This is a genomic window from Methylobacterium sp. P1-11 (genome assembly GCF_008329595.1).
Taxonomy (GTDB): Bacteria; Pseudomonadota; Alphaproteobacteria; order Rhizobiales; family Beijerinckiaceae; genus Methylobacterium.
This window is the reverse complement of sequence record NZ_NPKS01000001.1, coordinates 1-15,551: the sequence shown is the minus strand read 5'-3', so window position 1 is coordinate 15,551 and position 15,551 is coordinate 1. Positions and strand designations below refer to the sequence as shown.

Below are 15,551 nucleotides of genomic sequence, written 5' to 3'. Positions count from 1 at the left end.
CGGTCTTGAACCTACAGGCGAGCATGAAGAGCCTGCTGCCCGGCGCGGAGCGGCCAGTGGTGCAGTTCGAGAATGTCGGCATGCGCTACGGCCTCGGGCCGGAAGTGCTATCCGACGTGAGCTTTCGAATCGCGCCGCGTTCCTTCCAGTTCCTGACCGGACCCTCCGGGGCCGGGAAGACGACTCTGCTCCGCCTGATCCTGCTGTCGGTCCGGCCAACCCGCGGGCTCGTGTCGATCTTCGGCGAAGAGGTCAGCGACATTTCGGCCAAGGCGCTGACCGGGCTTCGGCGCCGCATGGGCGTGGTGTTCCAGGATTTCCGCCTTCTGGACCACCTCACCACCTACGAGAACGTGGCCCTGCCGCTGCGCGTCCAGGGCCGGGCCGAGGCCAGCTACCGGGCTGAGGTGGTCGAGCTGCTGCGCTGGGTCGGTCTCGGCGAGCGCATGCACGCCCTGCCGCCACTGCTCTCGGGCGGTGAGAAGCAACGCGCCGCCATCGCCCGTGCGCTGATCGCGCGGCCCGACCTGCTGCTCGCCGACGAGCCCACCGGCAACGTCGACCCGGGCCTCGGTCGACGGCTGCTGCGCCTGTTCCTGGAGCTGAACAAGCTCGGGACGTCGGTCATCATTGCCACCCACGATTTCGGCATCATGGACGCGGTCGACGCTCGCCGGATGGTCCTGGGCGAAGGCCGGCTGCGGATCGAGGAATGAGCACTCAGGCGATACCGCGGACGAAGTCGGGCGGAGCAGTCATGCCGCCGGATCCGTCGACGCCGGCCAATCTGCGGCGCAACGCCCCGCTGGTCCCTACCGACACGGCGGCCGGCCGGTCGCTGGCGGCGGTCATCGCGATCCTCACCTTCCTCGCCGGTCTCTGCGCGGGCGCGGCCGAGATGGTCGCCACGAACGCCGCCCAGTGGCAGGGCGATGTGGCGCGGGAGATCACGATCCAGGTTCGGCCGGGTCCCGGCCGCGACGTCGATGCCGATGTGACCCGCGCCGACGGCATCGCCAGGTCCGAACCCGGGATCGCGGAATCGCGGGTCTTCAGCAAGGCGGAAGCCGAGCGTCTGCTCGAACCCTGGCTCGGAAGTGGGCTCGACCTGTCGGACCTCCCGGTCCCGCGGCTGATCGCCCTCAAGCTCGCGACCGGCGCCGGGACCGACTTGAAGCGCCTGCGGTCTCGGCTCGTCGAGGCCTTGCCGGGTGTCGCCAGCCTCGACGATCACGCCCTCTGGCTCCAGCGCCTCTCGACCGCCGCCAACGCCTTCGTCGGGATCGGAATTGGTCTCGTGCTGCTCGTCCTGATCGCGACCGGGCTCGCCGTGACCTTCGCGACCCGCGGTGCCATGGCGAGCAACCGCGAGGTCGTGGAAGTGCTGCATTTCGTCGGCGCCGATGACGATTACATCGCTCGCGCCTTTCAGCGACGGTTCTTCGGCTTGGGCCTGCGCGGTGGTGCGATCGGAGCGGGACTGGCGATTGTCGCCTTCGTCATCGCCGGCCTCTTCGCCCGGGCCGCGCGCTCCGGTCCCGCGGGCCAGGAGGTCGAGGCTCTGTTCGGGGCCTTCCATATCGGTGTGCGTGGCTATGCCAGCGTGATTCTGATCGGCGTGATCGCCTCGCTGGTCACGGGCATCGTCTCGCGCGTGACCGTTCGGCGATTCCTGGCCTGATCGTCCGCGACTTCACGACCAGGTGGAAATTGGGGGTCTTCCCAGCGCGTTTACCATCTGGAAACTTTATCGTTACGGTGTGGAAAGAGGCGGAAATGGCGGCCTCCGAGCCGCCGCAATCGGCGCCGATCCTCCGGAGGATGACCACGCGTATGCTGCGCGCATCGGATCCGCCCTCGACCGATGCAGTCGGCTGGGCCTGGCACGAGCGGGGTCTTCCGCGCCGGGCGGTCGCACGCCCGCGCCGTCGGCGGCACGTCGTTCTCTGGACCTTCAGCCTCTGTGCCTGCGTCGGAATGCTGGCGTTGTTGACCGGGTTCCTCGTCTTCGTCGGTGCCCTCGCCCGCCACGAGCGCACGCCCGCCGACCGGGCCGACGGCATCGTGGCGCTCACCGGCGGCGCCCAGCGAATCGGCGACGCGATCGATCTGCTTGCCGGAGGCTATGGCCGGCGCCTGCTCATCACCGGCGTCAACGAACGGACCAGCCGCGACGAGATCGCCCGCCTGAACCCGACGCAGCGCGCCCTGATCGCCTGCTGCGTGGATCTCGATTACCGGGCGCGCAACACCATCGGGAATGCCATCGAGACGCGCCGCTGGATGCGGGCGCACCGGTTCAGCACAGTCGCGGTGGTGACATCGAACTACCACATGCCGCGCACGCTGGTTGAACTCGACCATGCCCTGCAGGACAGCGACCGGGTCCTGCCGCATCCCGTGGTGACCGAGGCATTCGACGCTGATCGCTGGTGGCAGAGCCCGCCCGCCGCACGCTTGCTGGCCTCCGAATACGTGAAGTTCCTGGTGAGCTGGGTGCGTACGCGCTTCGAGGCCGATCCGGAGCAGTCGCGAGCCGCGATCCTGATCGGACGCCGCAAGCCGGTGAAGATGGTGGCCGAGCCGCGGATGCTGCGCGGTGTCGATGAGAACGCCTTCGCTTCCAGGCGGACTGATTGATCAGCGGCGAGGATCGCTCAGCCAGCTTCGCGGCACCGGCTACCCCTTGCAGCGCGCCTTGATGGCCGCCGAGAATTCCCGGTCCGAGCCCTGAACCTGGGCGAGGCGCTCACTGCGCTCGGAACCGGACAGGCAGCGCCCGTAAACGCTCGCGACGCGGCGCATGGTCTCGACGTGACGGCGCCAGACGCGGCAATTCTTGGCCTCGTCGCCATCGGCCTGCTCCAGCTGGTCGAGGGCCTGGCGCTGCATCGACTGCGCCACGAGGAGATCGCGCGCGCAGGTCGTGTCGCCCTGGGCCACGGCAGAGGTCGAGAAGGCAACCGCGACGCTCAGAGCAGTGGCAATGCGAAGGATCGGCATCGTCAGGCGGCCTGAGGCGCGGTCGAGCGCGTCAGCAGCGCGTAGAGGGCACCGGCGTCCCGGGCCGCGCGGATATGAGTGAGCATACCCGGCTCGCGCAGAAGACGGGCCACCTGCGCCAGCGCCTTCAGGTGATCGGCGCCCGCGCCTTCGGGCGCGAGCAGCAGGAAGGCAATATCGACGGGCTGGCCGTCCAGCGATTCGAAATCAACCGGGCGATCGAACCGAGCGAACAGCCCGAAGAGACGATCCAGGCCCGGCAGCTTGCCGTGTGGGATCGCCACCCCATCGCCGATTCCGGTCGACCCGAGCCGCTCACGCTGGAGAAGCGTGTCGAACACGGCCCGCTCGCCCAAAGCCGGAAGGCGTCGGGCCGCCTGCGTCGCGAGATCCTGCAGCACCTGCTTCTTGGCGCGGGCGCGCAGGGCCGGCACGACCGACTCAGGGTCGAGAAATTCCAGAACTGGCATCGATCGACCGTTGCCCCGTCGCCCGTTCGCAAGGAACCGGGCCTCGTCGCGAGGGCATCGACGACCGTGCCGGCCGTGCCCCCGCTGAATCAATCGGTTGGGAAACCAGCCGGTTCCGGCTCCGTTCCTCCCAACCGACCGTGTCACTCGGCGGCGTTCGGCGGGTCCACCCAGCCGATCGCCCCGTCGCTGCGCCGATATACGACGTTGACGCGGCCGGTACCAGCGTGGACGAACACAACCACTGGGGATCCCGTCATGTCGAGCGCCGTCACGGCCTCGCCGATGGTGCGACGCTGGAGGGTCTTGGTGCTCTCGGCGACGATGGGCGGGTGAGCATCGCCCTCCGCGGCATCGTCGTCTTCCGGCTCCGGTGCGGCAAACACCGCGTACGCGGCCTCCACCGCCGCGGCATCTCCCGGCCCGGTGGCGTGCTGCTTGAGCTTGTGCTTGTAGCGGCGAAGCCGGGTCTCGAGGCGCTCGGCGGTTTGCTCGAAGCTCGCTCGCGCGTCATGAGCAAAGCCGTTCGCCTCGATCGTCAGTCCGGAGACGAGATGCAGCACGCAATCCGTCCGGAAGGCGGCCCCGTCGCGCCGGAGCGTGACGTGCCCGTTGCAGGAATCATGCATGTGCGAGTCAAGATATTTGGCCTGGATCGCGGACATCCGTTCCTCGACGCGGCCGCGCAGACTCTCGCCGAGATCCACGCCGTGGCCAGTGACTCGCAACGATCCCATGCCGCCTCCCCCGTTCTGATGCAGTCAGCCGAATTAGAGAGCCGGCTCGGGTTAAGTCAACGGAGCCGCTTGCGGTTCAAGCGGTTGCTTAACCCTGGGTTCAGCCACCCGATCCGTATAGAGGGGGCGCCCGAGACATGGCCCCCAGCGACGTGAGACGACCGCCTGCATGACGATCGACGCCGGACTTTCCGTTGCTCCGACACGCCGCACTCTGCTGGTCGGCACGCTCGGCGCCGCCGCAGGATTGCTCCCGGCCGTCGCGCGGGCGGCCGATCCGGAGAAGGCACCGGCCTTGCCCGGCAGCGGAGAGGCCTTCGAGGCGGGCACGCTCACGGATCTCGCGCGCGCGCGCGCTGCCGCGCCCTATGTTGCACCGAAGGTGGGTGACGTTCCTGCGGTTCTGAAGAGCTTGTCCCGCGAGGGCTACGAGGCGATCCGCCCGGCTGAGGGCCGCGCAGTCTGGGCCGACCGGGATATCGGCTACGTGCTTGAGCCGCTTCTGCGCGGATCGATCTTCGAGACGCCCGTCGCGCTGTCCATCGTCGAGAACGGGCTGGTCCAGCCGGTCGCGTACGACAAGACGGCCTTCGCAGCGCCGGGACTCGAACTGCCGGATCTCGCGGTCGGCGCCGCATTCTCTGGCTTCCGCCTGCGCGCCCGGTTCGAGGGGGCCGATGCGGTGTCGAATTTCGCTCTGTTCCAGGGCGCCTCGTTCTTCCGCCTCGTCGCCGAGGGGCAGGATTTCGGCATCAACGCCCGGGCGCTCGCCCTGCGTCCGGCGGATTCCCGCGGCGAGGAATTTCCCTTGTTCCGGGCGCTGTTCATCGAGACGCCGGCACCGGGGCAGCCGGTGGTGGTCCACGCCCTCGCCGAGTCCGAATCGGCGACCGCGGCGTTCAAGATCACCCTGACGGCCGGCCGCGACGTCTCCACGGCGTCGATCGACGGGACGGTCTTCGCCCGCTCCGAACTCGACCATATCGGGCTCGGCGGCATGCAGGGCAGCTACCTGTTCGGGCCCCTCGACCGGAACCGCGTCGACGATCTGCGCGCGGCGGCCTTCTCGGTGGAGGGACTGGCGATCCACAACGGCTCTGGCGAGCCGATCTGGCGCCCCGTGCACAATCCCGAAGCTCTCCAGGTTTCAGCCTTCGTGGATCGCGGGCCGAAGGGGTTCGGCCTGATGCAGCGCGCCCGCGCATACGACGATTTCGAGGATGATCGGCGGCATTGGGAACAGCGCCCGTCCCTCTGGCTGGAACCCTTGGACGACTGGAACGAGGGTGCGATCGCGCTGCTCGAGATTCCGAGCGATTCCGAGCTGAACGAGAACGTGTTTGCCTATTGGCGGCCGAAGGCGAAGCTGGCGAAGGGCGCGGAGATGCGCTTCCAGTGCCGTCAGCATTGGTCCAAGGGCTGGCCGGATCCGCTGCCGCCCGAGATCGCGCGGATCCGCGACAGCCGCTGCGGTCACGGCAGCACGGGCAACCGCCGCCTGTTTGCCGTCGATTTCGAAGGGGACGTGCTGTTCCAGCCCGGCGAGATCGACGTCGATCTCGGTGCTTCGACCGGGACGATCACCCGCCAGGACCGGTTCCGGTATCCGGACCGCAAGACCTTACGGATCCTGTTCGAACTCGATCCCGGCGGCGAGCGCGCCAGCGAGCTGCGTCTGGCGCTCCGGCGCGGTCAGACCCGGGTGAGCGAGACTTGGCTGTTTCGCTGGACACCGTGAGTTCCCCCATCAGCTGAGGACCGGCCCGCACCGTGCGATTGGACGAGACGATGACCTTCCCGCCAGCGATGGACGCTGGGTCCGGACGCGAGACCGGCCCCGGCGGCGATCGCGCGATGCCTCCGGAGGCGCCCCTGGCCATGCCCGTCCAGGATCTGTCGCGCTGGGATCCGGGCACGGGCCATCGGCCGGCACGATCCCACCGGAATCAGTGGCCAGAGCGGCTTCTGGTCTTCGGCGGCGCGCTGGTCCTGACAGCCTATGGCGGCTGGCAGATGGTCGAGACGGTGTCGGTCTCGGGGAGCCCGACCGCGCTTCAGCTCGTGCTGGTCGTCCTGTTCTGCCTGACGTTTTCGTGGATCGCACTGGCGTTCACCAGTGCCGTGCTCGGCTTCGGATTGCTGCTGCGGCGGCCGCGCCCGATGCCGGGCCCGACGGCGCTGAGCACGCGGACGGCGATCCTGATGCCCGTCTACAACGAAGCCACGGCCCGCACCTTCGCGGGCATCGAGGCCATGCGCGAGGCCGTCGAGGCCACCGGGCTCGGAGACCATTTCGACTGGTTCATCCTGTCCGATTCGACCCAGCCCGATGCCTGGATCGCCGAAGAGCGGGCCTTCCTCGACCTGCGCGGTCGCCTCGGCCCCGATGCGCGGCTCTACTACCGGCACCGGCCGAAGAACCATCACCGCAAGGCCGGAAATATCGGCGACTTCGTCACGCGATGGGGTGGCCGCTACGAACACATGCTCGTGCTGGACGCCGACAGCCTGATGAGCGGTTCGGCAATGGTGGCGCTGGCCGCCGCCATGGAGGCGGATCCGGATGCCGGCATCATCCAGACGCTGCCGCTGATCATCAACCGCAACACCCTGTTCGCCCGGCTCCAGCAATTTGCGGCTCGGATCTACGGTCCGGTCATCGCCGCCGGCCTCGCCGCGTGGTCAGGGCGGGACGGCAATTACTGGGGCCACAACGCGATCATCCGGACCCGCGCGTTCGCCGAATCCTGCGGCCTTCCGGACCTGCTGGGAAAGCCCCCCTTCGGCGGGCACATCCTGTCCCACGATTTCGTCGAGGCGGCGCTGATCCGCCGAGCCGGCTGGGCGGTGTACATGCTCCATCGCCTTCCGGGCTCGTATGAGGAGAGCCCGCCCTCGCTGATCGACGTCGCAGTCCGCGATCGGCGGTGGGCGCAAGGCAATCTCCAGCACGCGCGGGTGATCGGTGCCGCGGGGCTGCACCCGGCCACCCGTCAGCACTTCGCGACCGGTATCGCCGGCTATCTCGCCTCGCCGCTCTGGTTGCTTCAGCTTGTGGTCGGCATCCTGCTGGTGCTGCAGACGGCCACGGAGCGGCCCGACTATTTCGGCGGCGCCGGCTTCTCCCCGGTCTTCCCGCGGTTCGACCCGGTCCGCGCGCTTCAATTGTTCGGCCTGACCATGGCGGTTCTGCTGGCACCCAAGCTGCTCGGCCTGATCCTCGCCCTTTTGGACGGCCCCGTGCGGCGCGCCTGCGGTGGCGCCGGCCGGCTCGTCCTGTCGAGCCTCGTCGAGATCCTGCTGTCCGCCCTCGTGGCGCCGGTGGCGATGGTGATCCAGTCGGGCTCCGTGATGGGCATCCTGCTGGGACGGGACACGGGGTGGAATCCGCAGCGGCGCGATGACGGCTCGATCCCGCTGCGCGACATCGTCGCCCGCCATCGCTGGCACATGCTGCTGGGTCTCGTGGCGGGCGTTGCCGCCTTCGCGATCGCCACCTCGCTGTTCCTCTGGATGAGCCCGACGATCCTGGGTCTGGTGCTGGCGATTCCGATCTCCTGGGCAAGCGGCCAGCTCGGACTGGGCTTGGCGCTCAAGCGTCGTCTTCTCCTCGCTACGCCCGAGGAGGCTTCGCCCCCAGAAATTGCGGTCCGCGCCGCGGCCCTCACGGCTCGCAATGCGGATCGCGGCTTCGATGATGCCGACTCGCTCGCCGCGATCCACGCCGATCCCGGTCTCGCGCTGGCCCATAGCCGGATGCTCCCCGTGGGGCAGCGGCGGCCTCGGGGGGCGATCGATGCGGACCAGACCCTCGCCGCCGCCAAGATCTGCGAAGCCGAGACGGTCGCTGAGGCGCAGGCGTGGCTGTCATTGAAAGAGCGGATGGCTCTGCTGCACGACCGAGCCCTTGTCGACCGCTTGGTTCGCCTCGAGGAAGGCAACCCGTGATCGCGTTTCGATGGCCTTCGCAGTTTCGGCGCGTCTTCGCTGGGCCGGCAAGAACGACGCGTCGTTTTCAGGTCCGTTCACGTCGGCCCGATAGGCTGGTCCCGGGCTCGAGCCACCGGCACGGGTGGGAAGTGATTAACCATTCGGATCCTAGACTCGCCCATTGTCCTTCGGATCCGGTCATGACCCTGCTGCTCGTGTTCCTGCTCCTGCCGCTCGCTGTCGCCATCGTTCTGGCGCGCGGCGAGCCGATCCGCACCATCAGCTGCCTCGGCGCGATGGGCGTGGGTTGCGTGATCGCCTGCACGAGCGTGATCGGTCTTTTCCGCCACCGGACCCGGACGACCTGAGGCGAACCGGCTATCCGTCTCTTTACAGGAACCCGACCTGACGGGGGCCACCGGCCAGGCTGCGACCCGCCCTGGCGACGAGCTGGGAAAAGGCCAAGGCGGCCGCCGTCGCCTGGGCCCGGGACGGGAAGCTGCGCCGCGACTCGAGGACCGGCTCGTCGGTCTCGTTGACGAGGACCCAGGACCAGAGCGACCGGCTGCGCTCGCGGATCTCGAATTGCACGGGCGCCTGCCTTTCCGGGACATGCGAAGCGACACACTCGCATCAGCGGGTGACATCCCGATGACGGGCACGAAAATCGTCAAGGTAGGCAAGCGGTCCGCGTCTGCCAGCGAAGACGTCTACTTACGTGGACTGTCAGGCGGAGGATTGATGAATTCGCGTTGTCCTAGCTATCCGTTGTTCAAGGATGCGCAGACCAGCCGGCTATAGCGTTGCTAAGAAAAGCTCGATGTCGGGGATTGTCCCCAGAATTCATGCCGGCTCCGGCGAGTGCCGACGCCGCAATCCGTAGCGCCGCATCTGAAGAGCGGAACGCGCAGGTGACCGGATTGACTGGATCTTGATCTTCCCGATTGTTGCGCACCGGGGCTCGGAGCTTACTGGCGGCAGCACCTGTCGGTGCTGCGAAGCGGGTCGACGTGATGGCGAACCACAGCAGACTCCCGGCCGAGCGGTCGCGCCGGATCCTCGGCGATCTGGCCGAGACCCTCGGATGTACGGTTGACGTATTTTTCGATGCGGCTCGGCACAACGAGGTCGCGATGACCGAAGAACTGCTCAATCTGTGGTTCTCGATCAAGGATTCGCGAGCCCGCCATCGCATCCTGGACTGCGCCCGGACCGTCAAGGTGGAGGCAGCGACGCGGGAGCAGACCTGACCAGCGCCATGTTTCCGACGGCTTGGCGTTTCACGCAGGCAGACCGTCCCTCGCTGCGTCCTGACCGGAGAATCCATGAAAGCCGTGAACGCGCTGATCGCCGAAGAACTCGGTGTCGGGCAGGCGCAGGTCGCCGCTGCCGTCGCGCTCCTCGACGGTGGCGCGACCGTGCCCTTCATCGCGCGCTATCGGAAGGAGAACACGGGCGGCCTCGACGACACGCAGCTGCGAAAGCTCGAGGAGCGGCTGTCCTATCTGCGTGACCTGAACGAGAGGCGCGCCGCGATCGTCGCGAGCATCACGGCCCAGGGCAAGATGTCCCCGCCCCTCGCGGCGGCCCTCGACGCTGCCGATACGAAGGCGCGCCTTGAAGACCTGTACCTGCCGTTCCGCCCGAAGCGGCGTTCGAAGGCGCAATCCGCCCGCGATGCAGGCCTCGAACCCTTGGCCCAGGCCCTGCTCAGCCGACCCGACCGGGCGCCCGAGGCCGTCGCGGCCATTTACGTTTCGGATGCGCGCGGCGTTCCGGATGCGGACGCCGCGCTGGACGGGGCCCGTGCCATCCTGATCGAGCGCTTCGCCGAGGACGCCGACCTCGTCGGGCGCCTGCGGGCGGATTACTGGCGGACCGGTCAGCTCGTCTCCCAGTTGCGCAAGGGCAAAGCCAATGAGGGGGCGAAGTTTTCCGATTACTTCGCCTGGAGCGAGCGGCTGGAACGGATGCCCTCGCACCGCATCCTGGCGATCTTCCGCGGCGAACGCGAAGAGGTGCTCGACGTCGGCTTCATCGCGGAGGGTGAGGATTCGCCCCCCGGCATCCCCGGGCCGTTTGAAACCGCGATCTGCCGCCGCTTCGACATCGCATCGCGCGGACGCCCCGGCGATTCCTGGCTTCTTGAAACCGTGCGCGCGGCGTGGCGGACCAAGATCCGAACCGGGATCAAGCAGGATCTGCGCGGCCGCTTGTTCGAACGGGCCGAGGACGAGGCCGTGACGGTCTTCGCCGGAAACCTGAAGGACCTGCTCCTGGCTGCCCCGGCGGGCGGGCGGACCACGATGGGCCTCGACCCGGGCTATCGGAACGGCGTGAAGGTCGCGGTGGTGGACCGCACCGGGCGAGTGCTCGCGGTGGAGACGACCTATCCGCATGAGCCTCAGCGCCGCTGGCGTGAGGCGGTCGCGGCGCTGGGGCGCCTGTGCCGCCTCCACGGCGTGGAGCTTCTGGCCATCGGCAACGGGACGGCTTCCCGCGAGACCGAACGCCTTGCGGCAGAGATCATCGCGGCGAACCCGGATCTTCCGATCGCGAAGGTCATGGTCTCCGAGGCCGGCGCCTCCGTCTACTCGGCCTCGGAGATCGCGGCCCGGGAGCTTCCCGATCTCGATGTGTCCCATCGCGGCGCCGCGTCGATCGCCCGGCGCCTCCAGGATCCCCTGGCTGAGCTGGTCAAGATCGACCCCAAGTCGATCGGCGTCGGCCAGTACCAGCACGATGTCAGCGAAGCGAAGCTGTCGCGCTCGCTCTCCGCGGTCGTGGAGGATGCCGTGAATGCCGTCGGGGTGGACGTCAACACGGCCTCCCCTGCCCTTCTGGCGCAGGTCTCCGGTCTCGGCGCCGCGATGGCGACCCGGATCGTTGCGCATCGCGACGCCCAGGGGCCGTTCCGGACGCGCTCGGCGCTCAAGGACGTTCCGGGTCTCGGGCCGAAGACCTTCGAGCTGGCTGCCGGGTTCCTGCGCATCCAGGGTGGCGACGACCCGCTGGACGGTTCGGGCGTTCACCCGGAAGCCTATCCGGTGGTCCGCCGCATCCTCCGGGAAACCAGGAGCGACATTCACGTCCTGCTGGGCAATACCGCCATCCTCGGCCGCCTCGCGCCCGAGACCTTCGTCGACGCGCGCTTCGGCGTGCCGACCGTCCGCGACATCATCGCCGAGCTCGAGAAGCCGGGACGTGATCCGCGGCCGGCCTTCAAGACGGCGCGGTTCGACGACGGCGTCGAGTCGATCGGTGATCTCAAGCCGGGTATGCTGCTGGAAGGCGTGGTCACCAACGTGGCCGCGTTCGGTGCCTTCGTGGATATCGGCGTCCATCAGGACGGGCTCGTCCACATCTCGGCCATGGCGCGGCGGCGGATCGCGTCGCCCGCGGAGGTCGTCCGACTCGGAGAAGTCGTCCGGGTTCTGGTGCTCAACGTCGATGTTCCACGCAAGCGCATCGCGCTGTCGCTGCGGCTCGACGACCCGATCGAACCGGCTCAGTCACCGCGACGTGCGGCCGAGCCGAAGGCAGAGGCGCCTCGAAATCGACCGAGCCCGAGCGCGGAAGCCGCGCCGAGCGGGGCGTTGGCAGAGGCCCTCCGTCGCGCTGCCGCGTCGCCGCGGCGCACCTGATGTCAAAGCGCGTTCCGAGTCGGCGATGCCGAAGGAGGTGTGCTGCTGCCGGCGGCCGGAACGCGGTCGATCATGGTTAGCGCTTCGTAAACCTCCGTCCGGTCACAGTGCTGGCTTCGTGCCGCTGAGCACGATCCCAACCACCTGATCCCGGTCCCGGAACCGCTGCGGCGGCCCGACTCTCGGAGGCTCTGATGCACACGCACGCTGCGGGGACCAACAACCCGAACCCGATGATCGGCCCGGCACGCCTGATCAGAGCTGCCTTCGAAGGCTCGGACATGGCCGCGCTGGCCGCCGAAATTCTCGCGCGCAGCGACGATGCCGTCGTCGACGCGGGCACGGCGATGGATATGGCGACGATCCTGCTGCTGAAGCATCGTTTCGACCAGGGGCTCGCGCTTCAGACCGAGGTTCTGCAGGGGCAGCGGCTCTTCTCGCTGCGCTCGAACCCGGATCAGGCGCGGGTCCGGGTCCTCATCCTCGTCACGGCCGGCGATCTCATGGCCAACACGCCGCTCGATTTCCTGCTGAACGACGACGATTTCGGCCTCAGCTATCTCTACTTCTGTCCCGGCGATGAGGTGCCGCGCGATCTTCCCGAGCACGATGTGATCATCACGGGTATCGCTCATTCAGCCGTCGCCGAACCGCTCCTGGAAGACCTCGCGGCGGCCGCCGACCGGTGGACATGTCCGGTCGTCAATCACCCGCGCCACGTCCTCAAGACCTCACGGCACGGGATCGTGGATGCGCTCCGCGGCGCTGAGGGAGTCCTGGCACCGGATGTCGTCCGGGTGAGCCGGTCTGCTCTGAGCGCGGCGGCGTCCCGCCTTCCCGAGGGCCTGACTTATCCGGTCCTCGTACGGCCGCTCGACACGCATGCCGGAAACGACCTTCAGAAGGTCGATCGAACAGAGGATTTGAAACGTTACCTCGACCACGCGACCGGCGAGGCGTTCTACGTCACGCAGTTCTGCGACTACCGCGGTGCCGACGGCCTCTTCCGAAAACTCCGCGTCGTCCTGATCGACGGCGTTCCGTTCCTGTGTCACTTGGCCATTCGTGACCACTGGATGATCCATTACCTCAACGCCGGCATGCTCGAGGACGCGGAGAAGCGGCAGGCCGAGGCCGCGGCAATGGACACATTCGACGCCGAGTTCGCGCAGCGCCATCGCGCCGCCTTCGCCGAAATCCATCGGCGGATCGGGCTCGATTATCTGGTCATCGACTGCGCGGAAAGTGCGGACGGGCGACTGCTGATCTTCGAGGCGGATACCGGGATGGTCGTCCACGACATGGATCCCGTGGATCTGTTTCCCTACAAGGTGCCGCAGATGCGCCGGGTGTTCTCCGCCTTCCAGGAGGCCGTGCGCCTTCGGGCTCAAGGGCGTTCCGCCTAGGGCGGGCCCCGGGAGCCCACGCTCCGTGAGACCGGTGCGCTGCCCGGCGCCGTCACCAGGGGATACGGCCGAAGCGATCGATCAGCCGCTGATACTCGGCATCGCTTTCGGCCTTGGACGTACCGCCCTGGCCGACATCCGAGGTCCCGGAGCCCGGATGCACCAGGCGGCACACCAGCGGCAGGACGAAGCCGTGGCGCATCAGGCGTATGTTGGGTCCGCCATTGCGCAGAACGTTGGCGAGCCAGGGGCGGACCTGGATCGCGTCCTGTAGGGTGCCGGGCGCCGTCGCCTCGACGAGGTGGACCCGGCGCAGGCCGGTCTCGGCGAGGCGGCCGAGCCACTCGTTGTCGTAGTGCCACTTCGAGGCCGGGCTGATCGCGCCGACCTGCGCGAAGGTGGTCCGCCGCATCAGCCAGCCCGACGGCGTCGCGAAGTCGTTGATCCGGACCACCTCGCCGGCCTCGTCCACCTCGAGCTGTGTCGAGGAAACGAAATCGAAGCTCTCGAGGGTCCGGAGCGCGAAGCCGAGATATGGCGGCAGCCAGTGATCGTCGTCCTCGAGGAAGCCGACGTAGTCCCAGCTGGCATCGACGGCGCGGATCGCGGCGTTCAGCGCGGGGATCTGCCCCTTGCGCTCACCGCGCGCGAAGGTGATCTGCGGATGGTCCGCGAGGTGCGCCGGGATCTCGGTCTCGGGGTCGGTCCCGACGAAGAAGTGGATGGTCACCGGTCTGTCGAGTTCCTGGGCGTTGGCGCTCTCCACCGCATGGTCCAGGAAGTACTGACCGGCTTTCCCGGCCAGGGTCGAGGGCTTCAGCCGAGATGGCGTGATGATCGCAATTCTCATTCCCACGCCTCATCGTGTCGAGCGCGGAACGCCCGCGCACGGGGCACAGTCAGGTGACGGCCGATCGGTCCGCCGGTAATCGCTCAGAGCTTGTAGGACTGCTCGCCGATATGGCCGAGCTCCTTGCTCAGATACGGATCGCACCAGATCCGGAAACCCGCGGCACGGACGCGATCGCTGAACTCGAAATCCTCGCCGATGTTAACGCCGGCCTCCTCGTCGACACGAAACCGGAAATAGGGCCGCTTCAGGCTTTCGAAGACCGTGGACTTGATCAACAGGAAGCCTGTTGGGATCCGTGCCATCTCCAACAAGCCCTTCGGTGCGTCGGCCGGCTGTTCCGGCAGGATCTCGCCGAGGAAGTGGAACGGGGCCGTGCGCCGCGAATAGGTCGCGCCGATGATGTCGACCTGCCGCACGAGGAGCTTGAGCAAGGCATCCTTTGGGAAGGTCATGTCGCTGTCGATGAACAGGACATACTCCGCGCCGTGTTTCTGCGCGAATTCAAGGCCCAGATTGCGGGCGTCGGCAACGATCGACGATTTTCCGACCACGATCGACATCGGCATCTCGCCGAGCGAATGCATCATCGATCCGAGACTGACTGCGAAATCCGCATGGACCATGGTCCCGCACGGGATCGCGATCGCCACATGGGGAAATTTCGCCGGCGCGGAGGGGTTCGGGCCGCCAACATCACCAGAGGCTTGAGCGATCACAGCTGAGCTCCGTACAAGGTGCGCCCCATCCCCTCTTCCACACACCGCATCGGATCGTCTCCGCTCGGACAAGTGCGACAGAGTTGGCTTGCGCCTCGTCTTATCGAGGTGGATGGTTAATAAATTTTGAACTCGGGTCGAAATCTATCAATACTTGACGGATTTTGGAGTTAATTTATTAACGATCGCCTCAACAGGGCGACGCGTCGACAATTGATTTAACCGCTGTGAAACGTTTGAGGCGCGATTACTGGCGTGCCCGAGAAACGGGTGCATCAAATCAGAAAGATACGACCCATGTCCTCGATCACCCTGTCGGCCGCCACGCGTCAGAACCTGCTCTCGCTGCAGGACACCGCCCAGCTGATGGCGACCACGCAGAACCGGCTCGCGACCGGCAAGACGGTCAACTCCGCCCTCGACAACCCGACCAACTTCTTCACCTCGCAGGCGCTCGACGGCCGCTCCTCGAGCCTGAACAGCCTGCTCGACGGCATCTCCAACGGCGTCCAGTCGATCCAGGCCGCCAACCAGGGCATCACCTCGATCCAGAAGCTGGTCGACCAGGCCAAGTCGATCGCCAGCCAGGCCCTCTCGACCCAGCTCTCCACGACCGGAACCGCCGCCGGCGCCTATAGCGCCAGCACCGCCTCCCAGTCGGTGCTCCTGACCATCAACGGCACCTCCGTCTCGGCCACCATCGCCGCCTCCTCCAGCATCAGCGCCACCGTCGCCGCCCTGAACTCGGCGGTCAGCTCGGCCTCGACCTCCTCCAGCGGCTCGTTCGGCGCC

Annotated in this window: 15 protein-coding genes and 1 pseudogene; 10 read left to right on the top strand and 6 right to left on the bottom strand. The window is 67.5% G+C overall.

The features are described from left to right. Window positions 1-23 precede the first annotated feature (23 nt). The 3 genes from ftsE to CIW48_RS00065 all read left to right on the top strand — a co-directional run bounded on the left by ftsE (window position 24) and on the right by CIW48_RS00065 (window position 2,640). Window positions 24-716 (top strand): cell division ATP-binding protein FtsE, encoded by a 693-nt coding sequence (ftsE, locus tag CIW48_RS00075; RefSeq protein WP_020093599.1) that lies wholly within the window; start codon window positions 24-26, stop codon window positions 714-716. A 41-nt stretch (window positions 717-757) separates the two neighbouring features. Further along, on the top strand, window positions 758-1,681 hold the full coding sequence (locus CIW48_RS00070) for an ABC transporter permease (RefSeq protein WP_246695068.1): 924 nt from the start codon (window positions 758-760) through the stop codon (window positions 1,679-1,681). Between the two features lie 152 nt (window positions 1,682-1,833). Continuing rightward, window positions 1,834-2,640 (top strand): YdcF family protein, encoded by an 807-nt coding sequence (locus tag CIW48_RS00065; protein ID WP_149307938.1) that lies wholly within the window; start codon window positions 1,834-1,836, stop codon window positions 2,638-2,640. 39 nt (window positions 2,641-2,679) lie between these two features. Here the strand turns inward: CIW48_RS00065 and CIW48_RS00060 are convergent, their stop codons facing one another. From CIW48_RS00060 to CIW48_RS00050, 3 genes are all read right to left on the bottom strand, one after another. Further along, entirely contained in the window at window positions 2,680-3,003 is a 324-nt protein-coding gene (locus tag CIW48_RS00060; protein WP_149307936.1) for a hypothetical protein, read from the bottom strand. A 2-nt stretch (window positions 3,004-3,005) separates the two neighbouring features. Continuing rightward, complete coding sequence (gene ptsN, locus CIW48_RS00055; RefSeq protein ID WP_149307934.1) at window positions 3,006-3,473, bottom strand: PTS IIA-like nitrogen regulatory protein PtsN; 468 nt, start codon at window positions 3,471-3,473, stop codon at window positions 3,006-3,008. 143 nt (window positions 3,474-3,616) lie between these two features. Continuing rightward, a complete protein-coding gene (locus tag CIW48_RS00050; RefSeq protein WP_149307931.1) occupies window positions 3,617-4,210 on the bottom strand; it encodes an HPF/RaiA family ribosome-associated protein in 594 nt (197 codons plus the stop codon). A gap of 169 nt (window positions 4,211-4,379) precedes the next feature. Between CIW48_RS00050 and CIW48_RS00045 the strand changes: the two genes are divergently transcribed. The 3 genes from CIW48_RS00045 (at window position 4,380) to CIW48_RS33050 (ending at window position 8,508) form a co-directional block, all read left to right on the top strand. Continuing rightward, window positions 4,380-5,948, top strand: a complete 1,569-nt coding sequence (locus tag CIW48_RS00045) for a glucan biosynthesis protein D (protein ID WP_149307929.1) — start codon at window positions 4,380-4,382, stop codon at window positions 5,946-5,948. A 68-nt stretch (window positions 5,949-6,016) separates the two neighbouring features. Continuing rightward, window positions 6,017-8,158, top strand: coding sequence for a glucans biosynthesis glucosyltransferase MdoH (mdoH, locus tag CIW48_RS00040; RefSeq protein WP_149308609.1), 2,142 nt, complete (start codon window positions 6,017-6,019; stop codon window positions 8,156-8,158). Between the two features lie 182 nt (window positions 8,159-8,340). Continuing rightward, the gene (locus CIW48_RS33050; protein ID WP_173009140.1) at window positions 8,341-8,508 is read left to right on the top strand and encodes a hypothetical protein; all 168 of its coding nucleotides are present in this window, start codon (window positions 8,341-8,343) and stop codon (window positions 8,506-8,508) included. 22 nt (window positions 8,509-8,530) lie between these two features. Here the strand turns inward: CIW48_RS33050 and CIW48_RS00035 are convergent, their stop codons facing one another. Further along, window positions 8,531-8,731, bottom strand: a complete 201-nt coding sequence (locus CIW48_RS00035; RefSeq protein ID WP_091783297.1) for a hypothetical protein — start codon at window positions 8,729-8,731, stop codon at window positions 8,531-8,533. A gap of 422 nt (window positions 8,732-9,153) precedes the next feature. Here CIW48_RS00035 and CIW48_RS00030 point away from each other — a divergent pair, with 422 nt between their 5' ends. From CIW48_RS00030 to CIW48_RS00020, 3 genes are all read left to right on the top strand, one after another. Further along, window positions 9,154-9,390: a hypothetical protein gene (locus CIW48_RS00030; RefSeq protein WP_149308607.1), complete on the top strand. Its 237-nt coding sequence runs from the start codon at window positions 9,154-9,156 to the stop codon at window positions 9,388-9,390. A gap of 75 nt (window positions 9,391-9,465) precedes the next feature. Continuing rightward, the gene (locus CIW48_RS00025; protein ID WP_149307927.1) at window positions 9,466-11,784 is read left to right on the top strand and encodes a Tex family protein; all 2,319 of its coding nucleotides are present in this window, start codon (window positions 9,466-9,468) and stop codon (window positions 11,782-11,784) included. A 194-nt stretch (window positions 11,785-11,978) separates the two neighbouring features. Further along, window positions 11,979-13,190: a hypothetical protein gene (locus CIW48_RS00020; RefSeq protein WP_149307925.1), complete on the top strand. Its 1,212-nt coding sequence runs from the start codon at window positions 11,979-11,981 to the stop codon at window positions 13,188-13,190. A gap of 52 nt (window positions 13,191-13,242) precedes the next feature. On the opposite strand, the gene CIW48_RS00015 is transcribed toward CIW48_RS00020, so the two are convergent. Next, entirely contained in the window at window positions 13,243-14,040 is a 798-nt protein-coding gene (locus tag CIW48_RS00015; RefSeq protein WP_149307923.1) for a glycosyltransferase family A protein, read from the bottom strand. 83 nt (window positions 14,041-14,123) lie between these two features. Next, a complete protein-coding gene (locus CIW48_RS00010; protein WP_246695067.1) occupies window positions 14,124-14,831 on the bottom strand; it encodes a hypothetical protein in 708 nt (235 codons plus the stop codon). A gap of 225 nt (window positions 14,832-15,056) precedes the next feature. On the opposite strand from CIW48_RS00010, the pseudogene CIW48_RS00005 reads away from it, so the two are divergent. Further along, window positions 15,057-15,551: pseudogene (locus CIW48_RS00005) on the top strand (flagellar protein); the annotation flags it as partial.

Bases quoted from the DNA above. Each gene is read 5' to 3' on its own strand.
- ftsE (WP_020093599.1), top strand. From the start codon at position 24: ATGAAGAGCCTGCTGCCCGGCGCGGAGCGGCCAGTGGTGCAGTTCGAG.
- ptsN (WP_149307934.1), bottom strand. From the start codon at position 3,473: ATGCCAGTTCTGGAATTTCTCGACCCTGAGTCGGTCGTGCCGGCCCTG.
- CIW48_RS00015 (WP_149307923.1), bottom strand. From the start codon at position 14,040: ATGAGAATTGCGATCATCACGCCATCTCGGCTGAAGCCCTCGACCCTG.
- CIW48_RS00020 (WP_149307925.1), top strand. From the start codon at position 11,979: ATGCACACGCACGCTGCGGGGACCAACAACCCGAACCCGATGATCGGC.
- CIW48_RS00050 (WP_149307931.1), bottom strand. From the start codon at position 4,210: ATGGGATCGTTGCGAGTCACTGGCCACGGCGTGGATCTCGGCGAGAGT.
- CIW48_RS00065 (WP_149307938.1), top strand. From the start codon at position 1,834: ATGCTGCGCGCATCGGATCCGCCCTCGACCGATGCAGTCGGCTGGGCC.
- CIW48_RS00060 (WP_149307936.1), bottom strand. From the start codon at position 3,003: ATGCCGATCCTTCGCATTGCCACTGCTCTGAGCGTCGCGGTTGCCTTC.
- CIW48_RS00070 (WP_246695068.1), top strand. From the start codon at position 758: ATGCCGCCGGATCCGTCGACGCCGGCCAATCTGCGGCGCAACGCCCCG.
- CIW48_RS00030 (WP_149308607.1), top strand. From the start codon at position 9,154: ATGGCGAACCACAGCAGACTCCCGGCCGAGCGGTCGCGCCGGATCCTC.
- CIW48_RS33050 (WP_173009140.1), top strand. From the start codon at position 8,341: ATGACCCTGCTGCTCGTGTTCCTGCTCCTGCCGCTCGCTGTCGCCATC.
- mdoH (WP_149308609.1), top strand. From the start codon at position 6,017: ATGGACGCTGGGTCCGGACGCGAGACCGGCCCCGGCGGCGATCGCGCG.
- CIW48_RS00045 (WP_149307929.1), top strand. From the start codon at position 4,380: ATGACGATCGACGCCGGACTTTCCGTTGCTCCGACACGCCGCACTCTG.
- CIW48_RS00025 (WP_149307927.1), top strand. From the start codon at position 9,466: ATGAAAGCCGTGAACGCGCTGATCGCCGAAGAACTCGGTGTCGGGCAG.